The 19,095-nt window shown below is 72.9% G+C and carries 20 protein-coding genes; 11 read left to right on the top strand and 9 right to left on the bottom strand.

All coding sequences use genetic code 11. The features are described from left to right. Positions 1 to 98 precede the first annotated feature (98 nt). Positions 99 to 425 (top strand): STAS domain-containing protein, encoded by a 327-nt coding sequence (locus Dvina_RS35180; protein ID WP_223093583.1) that lies wholly within the window; start codon positions 99 to 101, stop codon positions 423 to 425. Here the strand turns inward: Dvina_RS35180 and Dvina_RS35185 are convergent. Continuing rightward, positions 402 to 1,520 (bottom strand): ROK family transcriptional regulator, encoded by a 1,119-nt coding sequence (locus tag Dvina_RS35185; protein ID WP_223093584.1) that lies wholly within the window; start codon positions 1,518 to 1,520, stop codon positions 402 to 404. The genes Dvina_RS35180 and Dvina_RS35185 overlap by 24 nt on opposite strands. Positions 1,521 to 1,570: 50 nt before the next feature. Between Dvina_RS35185 and Dvina_RS35190 the strand changes: the two genes are divergently transcribed. Beyond that, the gene (locus Dvina_RS35190; RefSeq protein WP_246656622.1) at positions 1,571 to 2,806 is read left to right on the top strand and encodes an MFS transporter; all 1,236 of its coding nucleotides are present in this window, start codon (positions 1,571 to 1,573) and stop codon (positions 2,804 to 2,806) included. Positions 2,807 to 2,889: 83 nt separating this feature from the next. Here Dvina_RS35190 and Dvina_RS35195 read toward each other — a convergent pair whose 3' ends face one another. Together Dvina_RS35195 and Dvina_RS35200 are read right to left on the bottom strand one after the other, a co-directional pair. Beyond that, on the bottom strand, positions 2,890 to 3,993 hold the full coding sequence (locus Dvina_RS35195) for a hypothetical protein (protein WP_223093586.1): 1,104 nt from the start codon (positions 3,991 to 3,993) through the stop codon (positions 2,890 to 2,892). A gap of 27 nt (positions 3,994 to 4,020) precedes the next feature. Further along, positions 4,021 to 4,233, bottom strand: coding sequence for a hypothetical protein (locus tag Dvina_RS35200; protein WP_223093587.1), 213 nt, complete (start codon positions 4,231 to 4,233; stop codon positions 4,021 to 4,023). Between the two features lie 253 nt (positions 4,234 to 4,486). Here Dvina_RS35200 and Dvina_RS35205 point away from each other — a divergent pair, with 253 nt between their 5' ends. The 3 genes from Dvina_RS35205 to Dvina_RS35215 are packed head-to-tail and all read left to right on the top strand — an operon-like array spanning position 4,487 to position 7,845. Continuing rightward, on the top strand, positions 4,487 to 4,690 hold the full coding sequence (locus Dvina_RS35205) for a heavy-metal-associated domain-containing protein (protein ID WP_223093588.1): 204 nt from the start codon (positions 4,487 to 4,489) through the stop codon (positions 4,688 to 4,690). Positions 4,691 to 4,693: 3 nt separating this feature from the next. After that, positions 4,694 to 5,581, top strand: coding sequence for a hypothetical protein (locus tag Dvina_RS35210; RefSeq protein WP_223093589.1), 888 nt, complete (start codon positions 4,694 to 4,696; stop codon positions 5,579 to 5,581). Further along, positions 5,581 to 7,845, top strand: a complete 2,265-nt coding sequence (locus Dvina_RS35215) for a heavy metal translocating P-type ATPase (RefSeq protein ID WP_223105884.1) — start codon at positions 5,581 to 5,583, stop codon at positions 7,843 to 7,845. Before Dvina_RS35210 ends, Dvina_RS35215 begins: the two co-directional genes overlap by 1 nt. Positions 7,846 to 7,888: 43 nt before the next feature. On the opposite strand, the gene Dvina_RS35220 is transcribed toward Dvina_RS35215, so the two are convergent. Next, positions 7,889 to 8,875, bottom strand: coding sequence for an AraC family transcriptional regulator (locus Dvina_RS35220; RefSeq protein ID WP_223093590.1), 987 nt, complete (start codon positions 8,873 to 8,875; stop codon positions 7,889 to 7,891). A 71-nt stretch (positions 8,876 to 8,946) separates the two neighbouring features. Here Dvina_RS35220 and Dvina_RS35225 point away from each other — a divergent pair, with 71 nt between their 5' ends. Continuing rightward, a complete protein-coding gene (locus tag Dvina_RS35225; RefSeq protein ID WP_246655528.1) occupies positions 8,947 to 9,825 on the top strand; it encodes an NADP-dependent oxidoreductase in 879 nt (292 codons plus the stop codon). Here the strand turns inward: Dvina_RS35225 and Dvina_RS35230 are convergent. Next, complete coding sequence (locus Dvina_RS35230; RefSeq protein ID WP_223093592.1) at positions 9,809 to 10,723, bottom strand: aminoglycoside phosphotransferase family protein; 915 nt, start codon at positions 10,721 to 10,723, stop codon at positions 9,809 to 9,811. The two genes, Dvina_RS35225 and Dvina_RS35230, sit on opposite strands and share 17 nt — an antisense overlap. Further along, a complete protein-coding gene (locus Dvina_RS35235; protein ID WP_246655529.1) occupies positions 10,720 to 12,603 on the bottom strand; it encodes a SpoIIE family protein phosphatase in 1,884 nt (627 codons plus the stop codon). The genes Dvina_RS35230 and Dvina_RS35235 overlap by 4 nt, the downstream gene beginning before the upstream one ends. Positions 12,604 to 12,670: 67 nt before the next feature. Here Dvina_RS35235 and Dvina_RS35240 point away from each other — a divergent pair, with 67 nt between their 5' ends. The 4 genes from Dvina_RS35240 to Dvina_RS35255 all read left to right on the top strand — a co-directional run bounded on the left by Dvina_RS35240 (position 12,671) and on the right by Dvina_RS35255 (position 15,011). Then, entirely contained in the window at positions 12,671 to 13,357 is a 687-nt protein-coding gene (locus Dvina_RS35240; protein WP_223093594.1) for a hypothetical protein, read from the top strand. Positions 13,358 to 13,494: 137 nt separating this feature from the next. Then, complete coding sequence (locus tag Dvina_RS35245) at positions 13,495 to 13,707, top strand: PspC domain-containing protein (protein WP_223093595.1); 213 nt, start codon at positions 13,495 to 13,497, stop codon at positions 13,705 to 13,707. A gap of 17 nt (positions 13,708 to 13,724) precedes the next feature. Next, entirely contained in the window at positions 13,725 to 14,024 is a 300-nt protein-coding gene (locus Dvina_RS35250) for a MazG nucleotide pyrophosphohydrolase domain-containing protein (RefSeq protein WP_223093596.1), read from the top strand. Positions 14,025 to 14,171: 147 nt separating this feature from the next. Next, positions 14,172 to 15,011, top strand: coding sequence for a YunG family protein (locus Dvina_RS35255; RefSeq protein WP_223093597.1), 840 nt, complete (start codon positions 14,172 to 14,174; stop codon positions 15,009 to 15,011). A gap of 61 nt (positions 15,012 to 15,072) precedes the next feature. Here the strand turns inward: Dvina_RS35255 and Dvina_RS35260 are convergent, their stop codons facing one another. After that, positions 15,073 to 16,386, bottom strand: a complete 1,314-nt coding sequence (locus Dvina_RS35260) for an outer membrane protein assembly factor BamB family protein (protein WP_223093598.1) — start codon at positions 16,384 to 16,386, stop codon at positions 15,073 to 15,075. Positions 16,387 to 16,462: 76 nt separating this feature from the next. Here Dvina_RS35260 and Dvina_RS35265 point away from each other — a divergent pair, with 76 nt between their 5' ends. Beyond that, on the top strand, positions 16,463 to 17,926 hold the full coding sequence (locus tag Dvina_RS35265; protein WP_223093599.1) for a DNA polymerase domain-containing protein: 1,464 nt from the start codon (positions 16,463 to 16,465) through the stop codon (positions 17,924 to 17,926). A gap of 83 nt (positions 17,927 to 18,009) precedes the next feature. Here Dvina_RS35265 and Dvina_RS35270 read toward each other — a convergent pair whose 3' ends face one another. After that, entirely contained in the window at positions 18,010 to 18,549 is a 540-nt protein-coding gene (locus Dvina_RS35270) for a GNAT family N-acetyltransferase (protein WP_223093600.1), read from the bottom strand. A gap of 77 nt (positions 18,550 to 18,626) precedes the next feature. Next, positions 18,627 to 18,905, bottom strand: coding sequence for a GlsB/YeaQ/YmgE family stress response membrane protein (locus tag Dvina_RS35275; protein ID WP_223093601.1), 279 nt, complete (start codon positions 18,903 to 18,905; stop codon positions 18,627 to 18,629). Between the last annotated feature and the right edge of the window lie 190 nt (positions 18,906 to 19,095).

The raw sequence follows: 19,095 nt of genomic DNA on the forward strand, positions 1-19,095 counted from the left end.
GTCTGGACGAGAGTAATCCGCCGTTCGGACGTATGCTTGCCCGGGCAAACGGCCAGTTGTACAACGAGTGCACAAACAGACGAAGGGGCGGGACGCCGATGCAGGTCACCTCGACGGTCGAGGGGTCGCGCGCCGTGGTCACGGCGAGTGGCGAGCTGGATGTCGCCACGGCCCCCGAGCTGCGCGCCTACCTGCACAAGATCGTGGATGAGGGTGCTTCGACGCTGATCGTCGACCTCAGCGACGTCGGTTTTCTCGACTCGACGACCCTGGGCGTGCTGATCAGTGTGCACAAGCGGCTGGCCGAGGCCGGCGGCGTGGTCGAGCTGGTCATCCCGCACGCGCGCCTGCTGCGCATCTTCCAGATCACCGGCCTCGACCGGGTGTTCACGATCCACAGCTCACTGACGGCCGCCGCCCAGTAGGGCACTGTCGGGCGAAGGGCGGCCGTACACGGCGTTGAGCACCTGCATGGCCGCCCCCGCCGCAATGACGTCGCTGCCCAGCGCCGACACGGACACGTCGACCGTGAGCCAGTCGGCGCGGGGCACCTCGAGACGTACAGCCGCGGCAATCGCCGCAAGGTAGACGTCGCGGTGGCGCAGCAGGTCCGCGCCGGCCAGCACCACGTGACCGACGTCGGTGGTCTGCAGCAGGTTCACCACGCCGACGGCGAGCAGCCGGGCCGCGTGCGGCAGGTCACCGCGGGCCACGGCCGCGTCGTGGAGCACCTCCAGGCAGCCGCGCCGCCCGCACACGCACGCCGGCCCGTCCAGCTGCATGACCGTGTGCCCGAACTCGCCCGCATTGGTGTGCGCCCCCCGGTACGCGGCCCCGCCGAGCCACAGCCCGGCCCCGATCCCGGACTCGACCATGATGAGCACGCCGTCGCGAAAATCCGCACCGCGCCGCCACGCTTCGGCGGTCACGCCGGCCGTGACGTCTTTGTCGAGGTGTACTGCCAGTCCGAGCTCCCGGGCCGCCAGTTCGCGCAGCGGCACGTCGTGCCAGTGCCGGAGCCGATGGGCGTCGCGGACGATCCCGTTCGCGTGGTCGAGCGGCCCGACCATGCCCAGCCCGAGCCCGAGAACGCGGGCCGGGTCGACCGGGCCGTCCCGGAACAGCACGGTCCGCGCCGTGCCGATCGCGGCCAGCAGTTCGCCGGGCGTGAAGTCGACCGGGAGCGGTGCCCAGGACCGGGACAGCACGGTCCCGAGCAGATCCGTGAGCACCAGCCGCACGCCGGTCCGGGCCACGTGCACACCGATCGCGAACCGGCTCCCGGCCACGATCCGGTACATCGTCGCCGGCTTGCCGACCCCGCCGCGGCGCACGCCGGCCGGCTCGATCAGCCCGTCACCGGTGAGCCGGGCCAGCACCTTCGACACGGCCTGCGGCGTGAGGCCGGTCGCCGCGGCGATCGACGCCCGGTCGAACGCGGGCGCCGTGCGGGCCAGACCGACGACGAGCGCGTCGTTGTACCCGCGCAGGTAGCCGAGGCCGGCACCGGGCGTGTCCATGCCCACAGCCTATAACGCAACAGCGTTGCTAAACTGCCCCCATGGAGGACATGACGACGGTTCGCCGCTGGACCGCGCTGCTCGCCCTGTCGCTGGGCGGCTTCGGCATCGGCCTGACCGAGTTCGTCGCCATGGGTCTTCTGCCCGACATTTCACGAGATTTACTGCCGCAGTTGTACGCCCAGTCGTCTGCGAAGGCCGTAGCGCACGGCGGATGGATGATCACCGCCTACGCGCTGGGCGTGGTCGTGGGAGCGCCGACGATCGCGGCGCTCACCGCGCGGCTCCCCCGCAAAACGCTCGTCGTCGGGCTGCTGGGGCTCTTCACCCTCGGTACCGTCGCATCCGCTCTTGCTCCGGGCTTTCCGCTCGTGCTCGCCGCCCGCTTCGTGGCCGCACTGCCGCACGGCGCCTACTTCGGCGCGGCCGGCCTCCTCGCGGCGGCCATCCTCGGCCCCGGCAGCCAGGGCAAGGGCTTCGCAGTGGTCCTCGGCGGCCTGACCGCCGCCAACGTCTTCGGCGTCCCGCTCATCACCCGGCTGGGCCAGGCCGCGGGCTGGCGCGTGGCGTACCTCGCGATCGCCGCCATGTTCGCCCTCACCCTCGTCTTCGTCCTGCTGAGCGTGCCGCACCAGCCCGCCGACCCGACCGGCTCCCCGCGCGCCGAACTCCGTGCGTTCCGCAGCCCGCAGGTATGGCTTGTCGCGACCACGGCGGCCGTCGGCTTCGGCGGCTTCTTCGCCATCGACAGCTACATCGCGCCCGTGACGACCCAGGTGGCCGGCCTGAGCGAGAGCACCGTGCCGTGGGTGCTCGTCGCGATCGGCCTCGGCATGACCGCCGGGAACGCTCTCGGCGGCTGGGCCTCGGACCGCAACCTGCGCCGCAGCCTCCTGTCCGGCTTCGTGGTCTTCATCGCGAGCATGGCCGCGTTCGCCGTGCTGGCCCACAACCCGTACACCCTGTTCCTGGGCGCGTTCTTCCTGGGCGCCGCCGGCCTGTTCCTGGGCCCCGCCATGCAGTCGCGCCTGATCGGCGTCGCCCCGGGCGCCCAGCTCATGGGCGCCGCCGTGAGCCAGTCCGCCATGAACATCGCCAACAGCCTGGGCGCCGCCCTGGGCGGCCTGGTCATCGCCGCCGGCTGGGGCTACACCGCCCCGAGCTGGGTCGGCGTCGCCCTGGGCGCAACCGGCCTGGCCCTGGCCGCCGCGAGCTTCGCCCTGGACGCCCGCCGCCGCAACGCAACCCCAACCCCCGACCCCGCCCGACTCCAACCCACCCCCTGACACCGCACAGCCGCACGGCGTCCCGGTGGGCAAATGCGGCCGGTATGGCGTCCCGAGGGCGGAAAGTGCTCAGCCGGCCGGGCTCAGCGGGTGCGGTAGTTGACGCGCTGAGTCGGGCGGAACGGGCCCAGGATCACGCCGCGTTTCGCGCCGCCCCGGACGGCGAACTGGGTGCCCGGGCGCATGGCGACGCCGAAGATGCGGACGGGCCGGCGGACCTCGTACAGCGGTGAGAACGGCGGCTCGAAGTAGCAGGTGTCGCCGACCGGTGGCACGTGGTACCACAGGTCGCCGGTCTGCAGCCCGGCCTCGATCTGCGCCTGGATGGCCAGTGTCGCGCCCGGGCTGGGATCGGTGCGCCACATCTCGATCAGGGCGTGGTGGGCGTGCGGATCCTGCTTCCAGCGGTTCAGGGTGGCTTTGTCCGTCATGCACCACACGTCGAAGCGCGGGCCGGCCAGCAGCGACGGCATCGCGGCCAGCTGGCCGACCTTGAACCACAGTTCGAGCGCCTGCTTGAGGTTCTGCTCGATGAGCTCGTGCAGCCCGTGGTGGTGCCGCCCGGTCCGCAGCCCGGCCGCGTAGTCGGCCGCCGCCGAGGCCGCCGCGAGGTCCTGGCGCAGCCGGTTCACGGACGACTCGTACTGCGGCGGCACGCCCGTGCGGACCAGTGCGTGCACAGCCACCTCGGCGTGCTCCCGGACCGGGGCGACCGCGGCGTGCAGGGCGGTCAGGTGCTCCGGCGGGCAGACCAGCACCTCGGCCCACGCCGGCAGCGGGGCCGGGACGACGCTGAGCATCGCGATGTCGTACTCCGGGTTCGCCCGTGCCTGCCGCGCCCGCGACACCCAGTCCCCGACCGCGTGCAGCCAGGCCGCCGCCTGGTCGTAGGTCACCGGCGGCACGTATCCGGCGGTGGCGGGCCGCGCCTCGTAGTCCGCGTCGAGGAACCGCTCCCCCAGCGTCTGCAGCACGAACGCGTTCCATGCGGCGAGCAGCTGACTCGCGGCGGCCGGCGGGGCGGTCCACAGCGAAGGCAGCTGCTGGCGTAACTCGTCGGCCGCGAGGATCTCGTCGTACGCCGCTCGGCCCGCGGTGCGCAGCGCCTCCAGGTAGACGGTGTCCCGCTCCCCGGCCAGCCCGGCACGCAGCCGGGTCAGGAAGCCGGGTTGCTGAGGATCGGACATCCCAACAACGTAACGGGTGACATCCAGTCAGCTCGCCCGAGTGATCGGGCTCTCGACCTCGCCGAGCTCGCTCATGTCGACCCCGGCCTGCGCCAACAGCTCCGCGACCCGCCCGATCGTCAGAAAGTCGACGACGTTCTCACCGTGCACCAGCCGATACCACCGGGACCCGCTCGGATGCCGGACCGCCTCGACGCGCCACTCGCCACCAGCCGTCTCCATCGCGCCGATGACCTTCACGCAGGGAGGCTAACCCGCCCTGTGACCAGCGTGAAGGCGAGATCCACAAGTACAACGGTGTAATTCCGATAAGCGCTGCTCCACCGAGCGCATGGGCACAGCGAGGTATCGCCGATCCGAGCCGGCCGCCATCGCCTCCGTCGCCCGCAGCGCCGCCTGCGGGTGACGCATGTCGCTTGACTTGGATACCCCCAGGGGGTTTATGGTGGCGTAGTCTGGTACCCCCAGGGGGTAATGCGGCGAAGGAGTGACGATGCTGACGACGTACACGGTGACCGGAATGACCTGCACGCACTGCGTGAACGCGGTGACCACCGAGCTGGAGCAGCTCGACGGGGTGTCCGCGGTTCAGGTGGACCTGGAGAGCGGCGCTGTGACAGTGACAAGCGAGCGGGCCCTCGACGTCGAGTCGGTGCGGGCGGCCGTCGACGAGGCCGGCTACGCCCTGGCGGGCTGAGCGGTGCCGGCCCTCAACGGTCCATGGCTCCGGCTGGGAGCGTTCACGGCCGGCCTGGTGGCGGTGTTCGCGGCCGCGTACGGCGCCGGCAGCCTGGCCGGACCGGGTACACCGCCTCCCGTGCCGTCGCACGGCGACATGAACGCCCACGACGCCGGCGCCGAGCACGGCGAAGCCGCGCACGACGGCGCTGAGTATCTGCCGGCCGGGCTGCAGGTGGCCGAGGCCGGGTATCGGCTGATACCGCTGACCGACAGCCTCAGCGACGGTGCCGAGTTCCGGTTCCGCATCGACGGGCCGGACGGGCGGCCGGTCACGGCGTACACCACCGCACACGGCAAGGAGCTGCACCTCATCGTGGTGCGGCGGGACCTCAGCGGGTTCCAGCACCTGCACCCGAGCCGGGACACGGCCGGGGTGTGGAGCGCGCCGGTGCACACGAGCGGGCCCGGGCAGTACCGTGCGTTCGCGGACTTCGTCCCGGCCGGGCGGGCCGAGGGGCTCACGCTCGGCGTCGACGTCGACGCGCCCGGGGACTACCGGCCGGTGACGCTGCCGGCGGCCGGGCGTACGGCGCAGGTCGACGGCGGGTACACGGTCACCCTCGAAGGCGACCTGGTCAGCGGGGCCGCCTCGGCGCTCGGACTGCGGATCGCGCGCAACGGTGTGCCGGTGACGGACCTGGAGCCCTACCTCGGCGCGTACGGGCACCTCGTCGCGCTGCGCGCGGGTGACCTGGCGTACCTCCACGTGCATCCCGAGACGGGCCCGGCCGGGCCGCTCGTGCGGTTCGCGGCGTCCGTGCCGTCGGCCGGGCGGTACCGGCTCTATCTGGACTTCCAGCACGGTGGGACCGTGCACACCGCCGAGTTCACCGTGGAGGCCCGGTGATGGACGTGCAGCGGATCGAGCTCTCGATCGGGGGCATGACCTGCGCCTCGTGCGCGATGCGCATCGAGAAGAAGCTCAACCGGATGGACGGTGTCACCGCGTCCGTCAACTACGCCACCGAGACGGCAAGCGTGCAGTTCCCGGCGACCGTGACGCCCGCAGACCTGGTCGCGACGGTGGAGAAGACCGGCTACACCGCCGCCGTGTCGACGCCGGAACCGGTCGCGGAGCCGCGCGACGAACTCGACTCGCTGCGGCTCCGGCTGCTGGTCACGGCGGCCCTCGCGGTGCCCGTCATCGTGCTGGCGATGGTACCGCCCTGGCAGTTCACATACTGGCAATGGGCCTCGCTGACCCTGGCCGCACCCGTCGTCGTCTACGGCGGGTGGCCGTTCCACCGGGCCGCGTTCGTGAACCTGCGGCACGCGGCGGCCACCATGGACACGCTCGTCTCCGTGGGTACCCTCGCCGCGTTCGGCTGGTCGCTGTGGGCACTGTTCCTCGGGTCGGCCGGCGCACCGGGCATGACACACCCGTTCACCTTCGCCATCGAGCGCACGGACGGCAGCGGCGACATCTACCTCGAGGCGGCCGCCGGCGTCACCGTGTTCCTGCTGGCCGGGCGATACTTCGAAGCACGGGCCAAGCGGCGGGCCGGATCGGCGCTGCGCATGGTGCTCGAGCTCGGGGCCAAGGACGTCGCCGTGCTGCGCGACGGCCGGGAGCAGCGCGTGCCGGTGGCACAGCTGCGGGCCGGCGACCGGTTCGTGGTCCGGCCCGGCGAGAAGATCGCCACGGACGGCGTGGTCGACGAGGGCTCCTCCGCAGTCGACGCGAGCCTGCTCACCGGCGAGTCGGTGCCAGTCGAGGTCGGCCCGGAGTCGGCCGTGACCGGCGCGACGGTCAACGTCGGCGGCCGGCTGGTCGTGCGGGCGACCCGCGTCGGCGCCGACACCCAGCTGGCCCGGATGGCCGAGCTCGTCCGGCAGGCCCAGAGCGGCAAGGCCGCCGCACAGCGGCTGGCCGACCGGATCTCCGGCGTGTTCGTCCCGGTGGTGATCGCGCTGGCCGTGGCGACACTTGCATTCCGGTTAGGAGCCGGCGGGGGTACTGCCGCGGCTTTCACGACAGCAGTAGCCGTACTGATCATCGCCTGCCCGTGCGCGCTCGGCCTGGCCACGCCGACGGCGCTGCTCGTCGGGACCGGCCGCGGCGCCCAGCTCGGCGTGCTCATCAAGGGCCCCGAGGCCCTGGAACGCACCCGCCGGGTCGACACCATCCTGCTGGACAAGACCGGGACCGTGACCACCGGCCGGCTCGCGCTGGCCGACGTCACGGCCTCGCCCGGCGAGGACGCGGACGAGGTGCTGCGCATGGCGGCCGCGGTCGAGCACGCCTCCGAACACCCCGTGGGCCGAGCCGTCGTGCGCGCCGCAACCGAGCGCGGGCTGCCCCTGGCCGCGGTGACCGGATTCGGGAACGTTCCCGGCCTCGGCGTGCACGGCACGGTCGACGGCCGTGCGGTGCTCGTCGGCCGACCGGCCCTGCTGCAATCACACGGCATCGCCCCGGACGCGGCGCGCCCGCACGGCGGCGGGACGCAGACCGTGCGCTCGCACGGTGCAGCGCTGGAGTCGGCCCGCTCGAATGAGGGCGGGTCGGAGGCGGGCGGCATCCTCGTGGCCTGGGACGGGCGGGTGCGGGGGGCGCTGCGGGTCGAGGACGTCGTGAAGCCGGAGAGCGCACGGGCGGTACAACTGCTGCAGGGTCTTGGGCTTTCGCCTGTGCTGCTGACCGGGGATTCGGCGCATGTCGCACGGGCCGTCGCCGCGGAGGTCGGGATCGTCGATGTCGTCGCCGGGGTGCTGCCCGAGGGCAAGGTCGCGGCGGTGCGGGAGCTGCAGGCACAAGGGCGGGTCGTGGCCATGGTCGGCGACGGGGTCAACGACGCCGCCGCGCTCGCCCAGGCCGATCTCGGCATCGCCATGGGGACCGGCAGCGACGCCGCCATCGAGGCCGCGGATCTGACGCTCGTGCGCGCCGATCTGCTCGCGGCAGTTGACGCTCTTCGATTGGCACGGGCGACGCACAGCACCATCAGAGGGAATCTGTTCTGGGCCTTCGCCTACAACGTCGTCGGGCTCCCCGTCGCCGCGTTGGGGCTGCTGAACCCCATGCTCGCGGGCGCGGCGATGGCGTTGTCGTCGGTGTTCGTCGTGGCCAACAGCCTGCGCCTGCGGACGTTCCGGTCGGTCGGGTCGTGACGCCGGCGCCGGTCGTCGGCGGCCGGCGCCGCCTCCGGTGACGTCATACGGCACCGCTGGACTGCACCTCCGGCTGGGGCTGTCCGGGCCGACCCTGAGCGGAGACCTGGTCGGCGGCGCTGCGGAAGCGGCCGGGGGCCGTGCCGAAGCGCCGCTTGAAGGCTGCGGCGAACGCGAACTCGGACGCGTAGCCGACCCGCCGGGCCACCACCCGCAGCGGCACGTCGGACTCGCGCAGGAGCCGGGCCGCGAGCGTCAGCCGCCACCAGGTCAGGTACGCCTGCGGCGGCTGGCCGGCCAGCGCCGTGAACCGCCGGGCGAACGACGAGCGGGACAGGCCGCCCTCCCGGGCCAGCGCGGCCACCGTCCACGGCGCATCCGGGCGGCTGTGCATGGCCTCGAGCGCGGCCCGGACCGCGGGATCGCCGAGCGCGCCCGGCTCGTCGGCCCGGCCGGACCAGGCCCGCAGCGCGTGCAGGAACAGCAGGTCGAGCAGTGACGTGACGCCGATCCCGTCGACCCGGCCGCCGTGCTCGAGCTCCTCGACGAGCAGCTGCACCACGCGCTGCACGGCCGGCCCGGCGGCCAGGTGCACCAGGTCGGGCACCGTGCGCAGCAGTGGGTGGGTCCGGAGCCGGCCCAGCTCGTAGGCGCCGCAGATGACCAGCGTCGGCCCGGACAGTTCCGGCGCCGCGACGCTTGTCCCGATCCCGATCCCGGCTCCGTGCTCGCTCTCGGTCCCGGTCCCGGTCCCGGTCCCGGTCGTGCAGTGTCGCAGCGGTGTCGTGGGTGGGTCGGCCAGGGCGTGACCGCTCCCATCGGTCAGCAGCAGCACGTCGCCGGCCCGGAGTCGCACGGCGGGAGCGCCGGAGTCGGGAAGCAGCCAGCACGAGCCGCGCACGACGACCTGGATGCCCACCGCGCCCGGCACGGCGGCGAAGCGCTGGCCGAACGGCGGCGCCCACGACATCGCATTGGCCACCGGGCGGCCGGTGCGCAGTGCGGTCACCGCGTCGCTGAGTACGTCCATCGAGACGGGATCGTATGCCGCGCGGACGCGCAGACATGGGCCGGGCGCCGGGCGGCTCCTACGGTCGGGGTGTGAAGGCGATACGCATCCATGCATACGGCGACGCGTCAGTGCTCCGGCTCGACGACATCCCGGTCCCGGAGCCGGCGGGCGGTGAGGTGCTCGTGAAGGTCGCGGGCACCTCGTTCAACCCGTCGGAGATAGGCCTGCGCAACGGGTGGCTACGCGGGGTGTTCGACCTGCGGCTGCCGTACACGCCGGGCTGGGACCTGGCCGGTACGGTCGTGCACGGTGCGGGAGCGTTCACGGCCGGGCAGCCGGTGGTGGGGCGGGTCGACGGGGGTGCGGCGGCCGAATACACGGTGGCCGACCCGGCGCTGCTCGTCCCCGCGCCGGTGACAGTGCCGCTCGCGCACGCGGCGGCGCTGCCGGTCGCCGGGGTGACGGCCTGGCAGGCGCTGTTCGTGCACGCCGGGCGGGCGCTGGACGGGGCCCGCGTGTTCGTGAACGGTGCGGGCGGCGGGATCGGCGGCTTCGCCGTGCAGCTGGCCCACGGCGCGGGCGCTCACGTCACGGCGACGGCGAGCCCGCGCAGCGCCGGGACCGTGCGCGAGTTCGGGGCCGCGGCCGTGCACGACTACGCGCACGGCCTCCCGCCCGGGCGGTTCGACGTCGTGCTCAACCTGGTGCCGACGGACGACGACCTGGCCGCGCTCGTCGCGCCGGGCGGTGTGCTCGTCTCGGTGACGAACCCGTTCGCGCCGCCGGCCGTGCACTTCGTCGTGCAGAACAACCCGGCCGATCTCGCGCGGCTGGTGGGCCTCGTCGACGCCGGCGACCTGCGCCTGGACATCGCGGGCGTGCGCGGCCTGGCCGAGCTGCCCGCGGTACACCGGGCGGCGGAGTCGGGAAGACTGCGCGGCAAGACGATCATCACGCCGAGCGGCTGACCTGCGGCCACAGGAGCCGGGCGACGTCGAGCGCGCGGCTGGCCGGTGACCAGGTGTCGCCCGGGCTCCAGTTTTCGGCCGACCACACGTCGGACAGCACGGCCTTGACGAAACCCCAGGCGACCAGGCGTTCCAGGGGTTGATCGATGAGGTCGGCGAGCTGCTCGAGGCGGCCCGGGACCAGGGCGAGCAGCGCCGGGTCGCGGTCGTCGGGCTCGGGATTGAAGAGCCAGGAGCCTATTTCGTACCCCGGGTCGCCGCTCGCGCCGTGCGGGTCGATCGCCAGCCAGGGTGCCCGCGCGGCCGAGAGCAGGTTGTCGTGGTGCAGATCGCCGTGCAGCAGCACGGTGGCCGGGGCCGACGCGCACAGTTCCCGCATGAGCCCGGCGGCGGTGACCACCAGCTCGGCCGGGAGCGGCCCCGACACCGGGAACCGGGCCAGGTACCTGTCGAACGCGCCCGCTTGGAGCACCACGTCCGGCAGCGCGTCGCCCGGACGGTGCAGCTCGCGCATCACCGCCGCCACGGCCGCTGTCGCCTCGGCGTCCGCGACGTCCCGGGCCCGCACGCCGGGGACGGCCCGCTCGATCAGCAGGGCGCCGCGGGCGAGATCCGACCGCTGCAGGTGTACCGCACCGCGCCCGGCGAATGCGGTGAGAGCCCGGGACTCCTCGGTCAGTGCGTCGGCCTCGGGCACGCCGAGCTTGAGCACGGCCGGGGTGCCGTCAGCGGTGGTGACGGCGGTGACGTAGTGGTACGTCAGGTCGAACGGCTCACCCACCGTCAGGTCCCAGTCGGCGGCCAGGCCGTGCAGCGTCTCGGGCAGTGTCGCCAGCCAGCGCGCGCCGGCCTCGCCCCACACGGATGTCACGTGGCGGCGCAGCGTCGGCGGGATCACGCGTACGGCAGTGCGACGAGGGCCAGCACGTGGCGGGCCGGGCTGCCGGGCGGGGCCACGAGCGTGAGCTCCGTGCCGTGCGCACGGTGCCGGGCCCGGACCGCGTGCAGCGCCGCGACGCCCGCGCTGGCCAGGTGCGTCACGCCGGACAGGTCGGCCCGCAGCGGCACCGTGCCGCCGCGCGAGCGGTACAGCAGCTCGTGCTGCAGCCGTTCGGCGGTGGCGGCGTCGACCGGGCCGGTGATCGTGACGCCGGTACCGCTCCCACTGTCGGCGATCGACATGTCCTCGGACTCCTCCGGGTGGTGGATCGGCGCGGGCACGGCGTGGCCCAGCAGCGCGGCCGGGCGGGTGACCCGGTGGCGGAGCGTTGCGACGGTGCCGGTGCCGGTGCGGTCGAGGACCAGCTCGTCGACGAGCTGGCTGGACAGCGCCAGGCCGCGGCCGCGCTCGGACACCCGCCGCGGCTCGCGCCACGGGCCCGGGCCGGCGACCGTGATCTCGGCCGTGCCCACGGTGGTCAGGCGGGCGCCGACCGCGACGGAGCCGCCGGGCGGGGCGTGCTCGACCGCGTTCGTCGCCAGCTCGCCCACGGCGTGCTGCAGCGCGAACGCGTCCTCGTCGGTCACGGCGACGGTCTCCAGCCAGGTGCCGAGCGTCTTGCGCAGCGCGCCGAGGCGGGTCAGGTCGGCCGGGATCCGGGTGTCCAGCGCCTCGGCGGCCGCCGTGCGCTGCGCGGCCAGGAGTGTGATGTCGTCGCGGTACCCCGTGCCGCGCACGAGCAGCTCGACCGTCTGCGTGCAGGCGCGCTCGGCCGGGTTCGCCTCGGGCGCGTGCAGGGCCCGGCCGGCGACGGCGTCCGCGGCGACCCGGGCGAGTTCGTCGGATGCCTCGGCCACCGTGCGGCCGGGGCGCTCGATGATGCCGTCGGAGTACAGCAGCAGCACGTCGCCCTCGTCGAGCGACGCGGCGGCCTCGGGAAACTCACCGGCCGTGCCGAGGGGTGCGGCGCCGGACGGGCTCAGGTAGCACGGTTCACCCGACGCGGTGACGAGCAGCGGCGGCGGGTGGCCGGCCGTGCAGTATGTGACGGCGCCCGTGCGCGTTTCCAGGACCGTGACGCACACGGTCGCGGCCCGGGCCGCGGGCACCCGGCGAGCGAACCGGTCGGCCGCCGCGAGCGCCTCGGCCGGGCCCGCGCCGTCGTCGAGGCGGTCCTGGAGCACGGCCCGCAGCTGGCCCATCACGCCGGACGCGGCGACGCCGTGCCCGACCACGTCGCCGACGACCAGGGCGACGGTGCCGTCGGCCCGCGGCACGGCGTCGAACCAGTCGCCGCCGGCGGCCGTGTCCGCGCCGGCCAGCAGGTAGCTGGCGGCCACCCGGGCCGTCGGCAGCAGCGGGAGGCCGCGGGGCAGCAGGACCTGCTGGAGCGCGTCGACGACGTCGCGCGCGTGGCGGTACTGCTGCCGGATCTCCTCGGTCTGTCGCTCGGCCTCCAGTCGTGCCTTGACGATGCCTGTGACGTCGGTGCCGCCGCCGATCACGCCGCGGACCGTGCCGTCGCCGTCGAGCCACGGTGTGATGCTGAAGTCGGCGAACAGTTCGCGCACCGTGCCGTCGGGCCGTGTGATGTGCGCCCGCCACTGCTGACCGGTCACTGGCACACCCGTGCGATACACCTGCTCATAGAGGTCGACCCAGCCCTGTCCGGCCAGGTCGGCGAGCGCCTCTCGCAGTGGGCGGCCGGCCACGTCACGGTCGCCGAGCATCAGCCGGGTGACCCGGCTGACGTCGACGATCCGCAACTGGGGGCCTTCGGCGACGAGCAGAATGAACGGCGCCTGCTCGACGGCTGAGCGGAGTGGGTCGGCGTCCATGGGACCCATCCTGTCAGGCGTGCGTCACTCTCAGGACGCCGACCGGCCCGGGCTCCATCATGGGCACATGTTCGGATTCCCCCGGCAGCAGCCCGGTGACGTCGGCCGGCCCGACCTGTTCGCGCTGCCGCCGGTCCCGGTCGGCGACCCGCACGGCCTGGCCGCCGTGCCGGCCGACCTGCTGGGCGCCTACCTGCGTCACCCGGTCCGGTCGGTCGGCCCGCTGGACCTGCTCGGCCCGGAGGCGACCGGGTTCCTGGGCAACGCCATCCGCAAACGCATGCGCGAACGCGGCGTGGCCGGGCCTTCGCTGGAGCACGGTGAGCTGGTGCCGGGGCAGCACGCGGCCCGGATGCGCGCGCAGGGCATGAGCGAGGAGCAGATCGAGCAGATCGAGGCGACGGTTGCGGCGAAGGCGGCCGAGCGGCAGGCGGCGGGCTGGACCGTGCGGTTCACTGACGACACGTACGCGTCCGTGCTGCCGCAGCCGCACGGTGGCGACGGCACGGGATTCCAGTCGATGCGCGACCGGTTCCGGCGGCAGCACACGCGCACCGAGTCGGAGGACCTGTTCTCGCACGCGGTGGAGCAGGTGCCCAGCACCCCGTACGAGTCCTACCACGACGGTGGCGCGCTGACGGCCGGTGGGCGCGGGCACGATGTCGCCGTGCAGTCGGCGGGTCTGCGGTCCGGCTACTTCGTGGAGATTCTCGCGGGGCTGGCCGCTGTCACGCTTCGGGTGCTCGGGAGCTGACCCCTGTCCATGCCTGACTGCCCGGCTGTTGTTCGGCCGGTGTCGCGTCGGGGTCGGGCCAGGGGCGGTCCCTGATGCGGCTCGGGTCGGTGTGGGCGGACGCTGTATGCACACCGATCGCGAATGGAGAGATGACAATGGACAGCGTGTACGGTTCGATGCGCCGGCAGGGTCTGGTCCGGCCGCTGCACGGCCGGATCCTCGGCGGCGTGTGCGCGGGCCTCGGGCAGCGTTTCGGTCTCGACCCGTGGATGGCGCGCCTGATCTTCGTCCTGGCGCTGCTGGTGATCCCCGGCAGCCAGATCCTCGTCTATCCGGTCCTGTGGCTGCTCATGCCGTCGGAGGCGTGACGTTAGTCTTCCGATTCGTGGAGGAGAACTTCGGTCCGGCCGGGCCCTATGAGATCGGTTCTGCGACCTGGCCGGGGCTGGCCAAACTCGCGGAGGAGGCCGGCGAGCTCGTCCAGGTCCTGGCGAAGCTCGTCGGCGCCTCGGGGCGCGAGACGTATTACGACGGCACCGATCTGCGGGCGCGGCTGATCGAGGAGTGCGGGGACGTGATGGCGGCGCTGGCCTTCTTCACGTCCGCCAACGGGCTGAATGCCGATGTTGCGCCGCGGGCTTCGCAGAAGCTGGCGCTGTTCGAGCGCTGGCACGCTGAGGGCTGATCCGGCGCCGGCGGTCCTGCTCAGCCGCTCCGGACGCCTCAGAGTCGGACGTATCCGATTTATACCCCGACGGGGTGTTGGTTCCGCTCACCGGCGTTGACCTGCGGTGATGCGTTTTTTGTCGTACCCCTCCGGCATGATGCGGCCATGCTGCTCCCCTTGCTGCTGCGCTCCTGGGGTCCCGAGACCTGTGACCCGATCGACCTTGCCGACTGGCATCCCGGCAACCCCTCCCGCGGCCAGTGCGGTGTCACCGCCATGGTCGTCCGCGAGGTCCTGGGCGGTGACCTGCTCCTCGGCCGGGTCACGTCCGGTGGCACCCCGACGGGCCACCACTACTGGAACCGCCTCCCCGACGGCACCGAACTCGACCTCACCCGCGACCAGTTCCGCCCCGGCGAGCTGGTCGGCCCCGGCACTGTCGTCGTCCCGCCCGACGGCCCGCCGAGCCGGTGCCGCGGCCAGCTCGCGATCCTGCGCCACCGGGTCATGACGGGTCTGGGCCGCCTGCCCGCCCCCGACCCGGCGGGACCGCCCCTGCGGCTGGCGATGGCGCTGCTGGTGGACCCCGCCGGTGCGGTGCTGCTCCGGCGCCGCTCCCCCACCACCGCCTTCGAGCCCGGCCAGTGGTCGCTCCCGGTCGCGCACATCCATGACTCCGGCGACGGCTCGGTGTCCGCGCAGCGCGGCCTGGCGGAGGAGGCCGCACGGCGGGCGCTGGCGGAGGAGGCCGGCATCGAGTACACCGACCGCCTCCACCACCACTGGCGCGGCATCCTGCCCGACGTGACCGGCCGCGCGCCGCACGTCGAGCTGACGGTGCTCGCCGGCCGCCACGACCTGGACGACGCGGGGATCCTCGCCGACGACCTGGCCGCCACCGATCTCGCGCCGACCGCGGCGATCGCGCTGCAGGCGCTAATCAAAAGCAGTCGCGCGAGCCCGGTGCGGGCCGAGATCGGGGCGCGGCGCACCGCCCCCGCCTGACGGACGGGTCAGCGGAGTACGGCGGCACGACCTGTGCGGTTGTGACGGCGATTCGGGCGAGTCAGGGGCGTACGGCCACGAGACCCGTGTAGTCGTGGACGGCGAAGACGTAGCCGGCGGCGACGGTCAGCATGCCCGGGAGGCCGTGGCCGAGATTCGTCCCGCTCAGGCGGTGGCCGTCCTGCGCCGACAGGGCGAGGAGCGCGGACTGCTCGCCGACGTCGTGGTGCAGCAGGACCATGCCGCCGGTGACGACGGGTGGGTGGACCGGGTCGGAGCCGATCGGGGCATCCCAGCGGATGTGGCCATCGGCGGGGTCGAGGGAGAGGAGGTGCCCGGCGGTCGTGGCGTAGACGGCGGTGGGGGCGACGGCGACGGTGTCGTATGGACGGTCGGTGCGGCACCAGCGGACCGTGCCGTCGGTGAGGGCGCGGGCGCAGAGCTGGTCGGCTGCGGTGTACACGGTGGTGGTGTCGGCGGCGGTGCCACGAAGGCTGCCCGGGCCGGTGGCGTGCCAGGCTTCGGCGCCGGTGGTGGCCTCCAGCGCGGTCAGCCGCCAGCCGTTGGGGACGTCGCCCGCCGCGGACGCGTGCGCCTGGAAGGCCGCGCCGGCTTCGACGGCCGCGGTCGCCTCGCCGATCGCGCCGGCGCCACGGGCTGCGGTCGTTTCGGGTGTGGCCGCCTCGAGAGCGGTGCGTGGTTGGGCGGTCGGCCAGAGAACTCGGGTCGGGGTGATCGTCGGGCGGTCGAAGGCGGCTTCGCCCTGGATGGTCTGGTGCCAGCGTTCGGCGCCGGTGGTTGTCGAATACGAGCGGATCACGGAGGTGGCGCAGGTGTACGTGCACGCCTGACCGGTTGTGGTCAGGACCTGGCCGTTGGCTGTGGCGGTGTTGTCGCCTGTGTTCTCGCCCGGGATCCGGACCTTCCAGCGGACCCGGCCGGTCAGGGTCAGGGCTCGGAGCTCCGCGTGGCCGTAGCGGTCGAAGAAGAGGGCGTACAACGAGCGGCCGTCGCTCACGGGCTGGCCTATCCAGAATGCGGCGCTCGCGTCCGGGGCGAAGGGTTGGCGGGTGCCGGCGAAGGCGCGGCGGGTGATTGTTGTGGACTCCGGGTAGTACAGGGAGCCGTCTACAGCAAGCGGGGAGCGGCTCGGGCGGTCCGGCGTCGACCAGGATCGGTGACGTGGCGCTCCGAGCAGACCGGCATTCGACTGATAACCGGCGTGCATGGCGGAGCCCTGAACGTCCAGCCAATCGGTGAGACCTGGCGGTGCGGCCTGCGCCGGGATTGCGGTCTGCGCCGGTGGTGCGGCTTCGGCGGGCGGCGGGGTCAGCAGGGCTAGCACGAGTGGCAGTGGTGCCAGTTGGCGGAGCATGAGGTACCCCCGAGAAAGGCTGATATGTGCAGAATATGACGATTTGGAGGGGCGACGGGCGCGCGACACTTGGGGTATGTCGTCTTTGCGGTTTGTCGTGCAGTTGCACCGGGCTCGGCGGCTGCATTACGACTTTCGGCTCGAAGTGGGCGGGGTGCTCGTCAGTTGGGCGGTACCGAAAGGGCCCACGCTCGATCCCAAGGTGCGGCGGGCGGCGTTTCACGTCGACGACCATCCGATGGAGTACGTCGCGTTCGAGGGGGTGATTCCGGCCGGCACGTACGGTGGCGGGGACGTGATCGTGTGGGACGCCGGGCACTGGGTGCCCTATAAGGATGCGGATCCGAAGGCTGCGATCGCCGGCGGGGAGTTGCACATCGAATTGCACGGGGAGAAGCTGCGCGGGAAGTTCGTGATGGTGCGGACCCGGGCGGACGAGTGGCTGCTGTTGAAGAAGCGCGACGAGTTCGCGGCCGACGGGTGGGAGGCGTCGGCGTTTCCGCTGTCCGTCCTCAGTGGACGAAGTAGCGACGAGGTCAAGGCCGATCCGGAATGGTTCTGGCGCTCGGACCTCCCGGCGGCCCGGGCGGCCGTGCCCGCGCGGCCTGGGATGCGGGACATCGACCTGGCCGGGCTGAACGCCATCCGTGAGAACGGGACCTGGGAGGTGTTCGGGCGGCCGTTGCGCGTCACGAACCTGAGCAAGGTGCTGTTTGCCGCCCGGGGCGGCGAGGATCCGGTGACCAAGCGGGAGTTGCTGCGGTACACAGCGGAAATGGCATTTGTCGTGCAGCCGTATCTTGCCGGGCGGGCGCTCAATCTGCACCGGTTTCCCGGTGGGGCGGCGACGAAAGGGTTCTGGCAGAAGGCATTGCCGTCGCATGCGCCGGACTGGCTCCCACGGTGGGCCGAGCCCGGCTCCGGCACCGAATATCTGGTCGTCGACGAGCCGGCGGCGCTGGTGTGGGCGGCCAACTTCGGCGGGCTCGAGTGGCATCCGTGGACGTCCACAGTGGACGAGCCGGAGCGGCCGTCGTACGCGCTCATCGATCTCGATCCCGGTGACGGTACCGCCTGGGAGGATCTGCTCGTGCTGGCCCGGCTGCACCGCACGGCGTTCGAGCATCTCGAGGTGCGGGCGTGGGCCAAGGTCACCGGGCGGCGCGGCATTCAGGTGTGGGTGCCGGTCGAGCGTGGGCCGGGGTTCGCCGAGACGCGGGCCTGGGTGGAGCGGCTGTCCCGGTCGGTCGGCGCGGTGGTGCCGGAGCTGGTCAGCTGGGCGTGGGAGAAGGCCGAGCGGGGCGGACGGGCGCGGCTCGACTTCACCCAGAACGCGGTGAACAAGACGCTTGTCGCGCCGTACAGTCCGCGGCCCGCGCCCGGTGCGCCCGTGAGCGCCCCCATCGCCTGGGACGAGCTCGACGACCCGGCCCTGCGGCCGGACGGGTTCACGATCCGGACCATCGGCTCGCGGCTGGCCGAGCGGGGCGACCTCTTTTCTGGGGTACTGCACACCGCCCAGCGACTCCCGCCGCTCTGACCTTGCGCGAACCGCTCGCGCCGTGCGACGGCACGGGCCGCACCCGCGCGGCGTCACGGCCCGAGCCGTGCGGTGCAGCGCCGTCAGTCGGCGTCCGTGCGCAGCTTCGCGTGCAGGTGTTCGTCGTGGCGTCGGCCGTCGCCGTACAGGTACGCCTCCCGCAGCGTCCCCTCGAGCAGGAAGCCGGAGCGCTCGGCGACGCGGCACGACGCGGTGTTCTCGACCGCGTGGGCCAACTCGATGCGGTACAGGCCGACGACGTCGAACGCGAACCGGGCTGCGGCGCGCACCGAACGGGTGGCGACGCCCCGGCCGCGCGCGGCCGAGGCGGTCCAGTAGCCGATCATGCCGTTGTCGGTGGACGCGTCGACGCGGACCGAGACCGATCCCAGGACCGGGCCGCCGGCCGCGTCGCTCACCACCCAGCCGACCCGGCGGCCGGAGGACCAGTCGGCGCGCTCGTCGATCCACTCGGGCACGGTGACCGCGGCCGGCGGACTCCACAGCTGCAACGCAGGATCGGTGAACGCCTCGGTGACGGCGGCGACATCGTCGGGTACCGGCGCGCGCAGCACCAGATCGCCGAGGTCGAGGGGAACGCATTCGGGCGGAACGACGGCCATAACGCTGGACTGTACGCAAGACGCAACGATCCCCGGCCCACCCGGGCCGGGGATCGTGAGGTTGCTTGCGCCCTGGATTACAGAGCGCGGCGGCTGCGGCCGCTCAGGCCGGCGACGAGCGCCACACCGACCGCCGCGAGCAGTACCTGAACCAGCAGCTCGCCCCAGTCGACACCCGGGGTGTCGGTGGAGATGCCGATCGCGTTCGCGAGCACCGTGCCGAGCAGCGCCGCAATGACGCCGACGACCATGGTGACCAGGATCGACATGCTCTGCCGGCCGGGAACCACCAGCCGACCCAGCGCACCGACGATCAGACCGACGATGAGCGCCGTGATGATTCCGGTGACAGTCACTGCTCCTCCTCAAAGTCTTTGTCTTTCCGACACACCATTGATGCCCCCTGCCTTCGCGGCCCAAACACGACATCGATCGGGTGGCTTCCGGGCAATTTCGGCGGTGCGCGTCGCGCGTGGTGGCAAGACTGGTGGTACCGGAAGCGAAGCACGCGATCGCACAAGCTCACCGGCAGCCAGGTGACCTCCC

It is taken from the genome of Dactylosporangium vinaceum (genome assembly GCF_019904175.1).
Lineage (GTDB): Bacteria > Actinomycetota > Actinomycetes > Mycobacteriales > Micromonosporaceae > Dactylosporangium > Dactylosporangium vinaceum.

What these genes read in the sequence shown, in the direction of transcription:
- Dvina_RS35180 (WP_223093583.1), top strand. Translation starts at nt 99, where the DNA reads ATGCAGGTCACCTCGACGGTCGAGGGGTCGCGCGCCGTGGTCACGGCG.
- Dvina_RS35185 (WP_223093584.1), bottom strand. Translation starts at nt 1,520, where the DNA reads ATGGACACGCCCGGTGCCGGCCTCGGCTACCTGCGCGGGTACAACGAC.
- Dvina_RS35190 (WP_246656622.1), top strand. Translation starts at nt 1,571, where the DNA reads ATGACGACGGTTCGCCGCTGGACCGCGCTGCTCGCCCTGTCGCTGGGC.
- Dvina_RS35195 (WP_223093586.1), bottom strand. Translation starts at nt 3,993, where the DNA reads ATGTCCGATCCTCAGCAACCCGGCTTCCTGACCCGGCTGCGTGCCGGG.
- Dvina_RS35205 (WP_223093588.1), top strand. Translation starts at nt 4,487, where the DNA reads ATGCTGACGACGTACACGGTGACCGGAATGACCTGCACGCACTGCGTG.
- Dvina_RS35215 (WP_223105884.1), top strand. Translation starts at nt 5,581, where the DNA reads ATGGACGTGCAGCGGATCGAGCTCTCGATCGGGGGCATGACCTGCGCC.
- Dvina_RS35220 (WP_223093590.1), bottom strand. Translation starts at nt 8,875, where the DNA reads ATGGACGTACTCAGCGACGCGGTGACCGCACTGCGCACCGGCCGCCCG.
- Dvina_RS35235 (WP_246655529.1), bottom strand. Translation starts at nt 12,603, where the DNA reads ATGGACGCCGACCCACTCCGCTCAGCCGTCGAGCAGGCGCCGTTCATT.
- Dvina_RS35240 (WP_223093594.1), top strand. Translation starts at nt 12,671, where the DNA reads ATGTTCGGATTCCCCCGGCAGCAGCCCGGTGACGTCGGCCGGCCCGAC.
- Dvina_RS35245 (WP_223093595.1), top strand. Translation starts at nt 13,495, where the DNA reads ATGGACAGCGTGTACGGTTCGATGCGCCGGCAGGGTCTGGTCCGGCCG.
- Dvina_RS35255 (WP_223093597.1), top strand. Translation starts at nt 14,172, where the DNA reads ATGCTGCTCCCCTTGCTGCTGCGCTCCTGGGGTCCCGAGACCTGTGAC.
- Dvina_RS35260 (WP_223093598.1), bottom strand. Translation starts at nt 16,386, where the DNA reads ATGCTCCGCCAACTGGCACCACTGCCACTCGTGCTAGCCCTGCTGACC.
- Dvina_RS35265 (WP_223093599.1), top strand. Translation starts at nt 16,463, where the DNA reads ATGTCGTCTTTGCGGTTTGTCGTGCAGTTGCACCGGGCTCGGCGGCTG.
- Dvina_RS35270 (WP_223093600.1), bottom strand. Translation starts at nt 18,549, where the DNA reads ATGGCCGTCGTTCCGCCCGAATGCGTTCCCCTCGACCTCGGCGATCTG.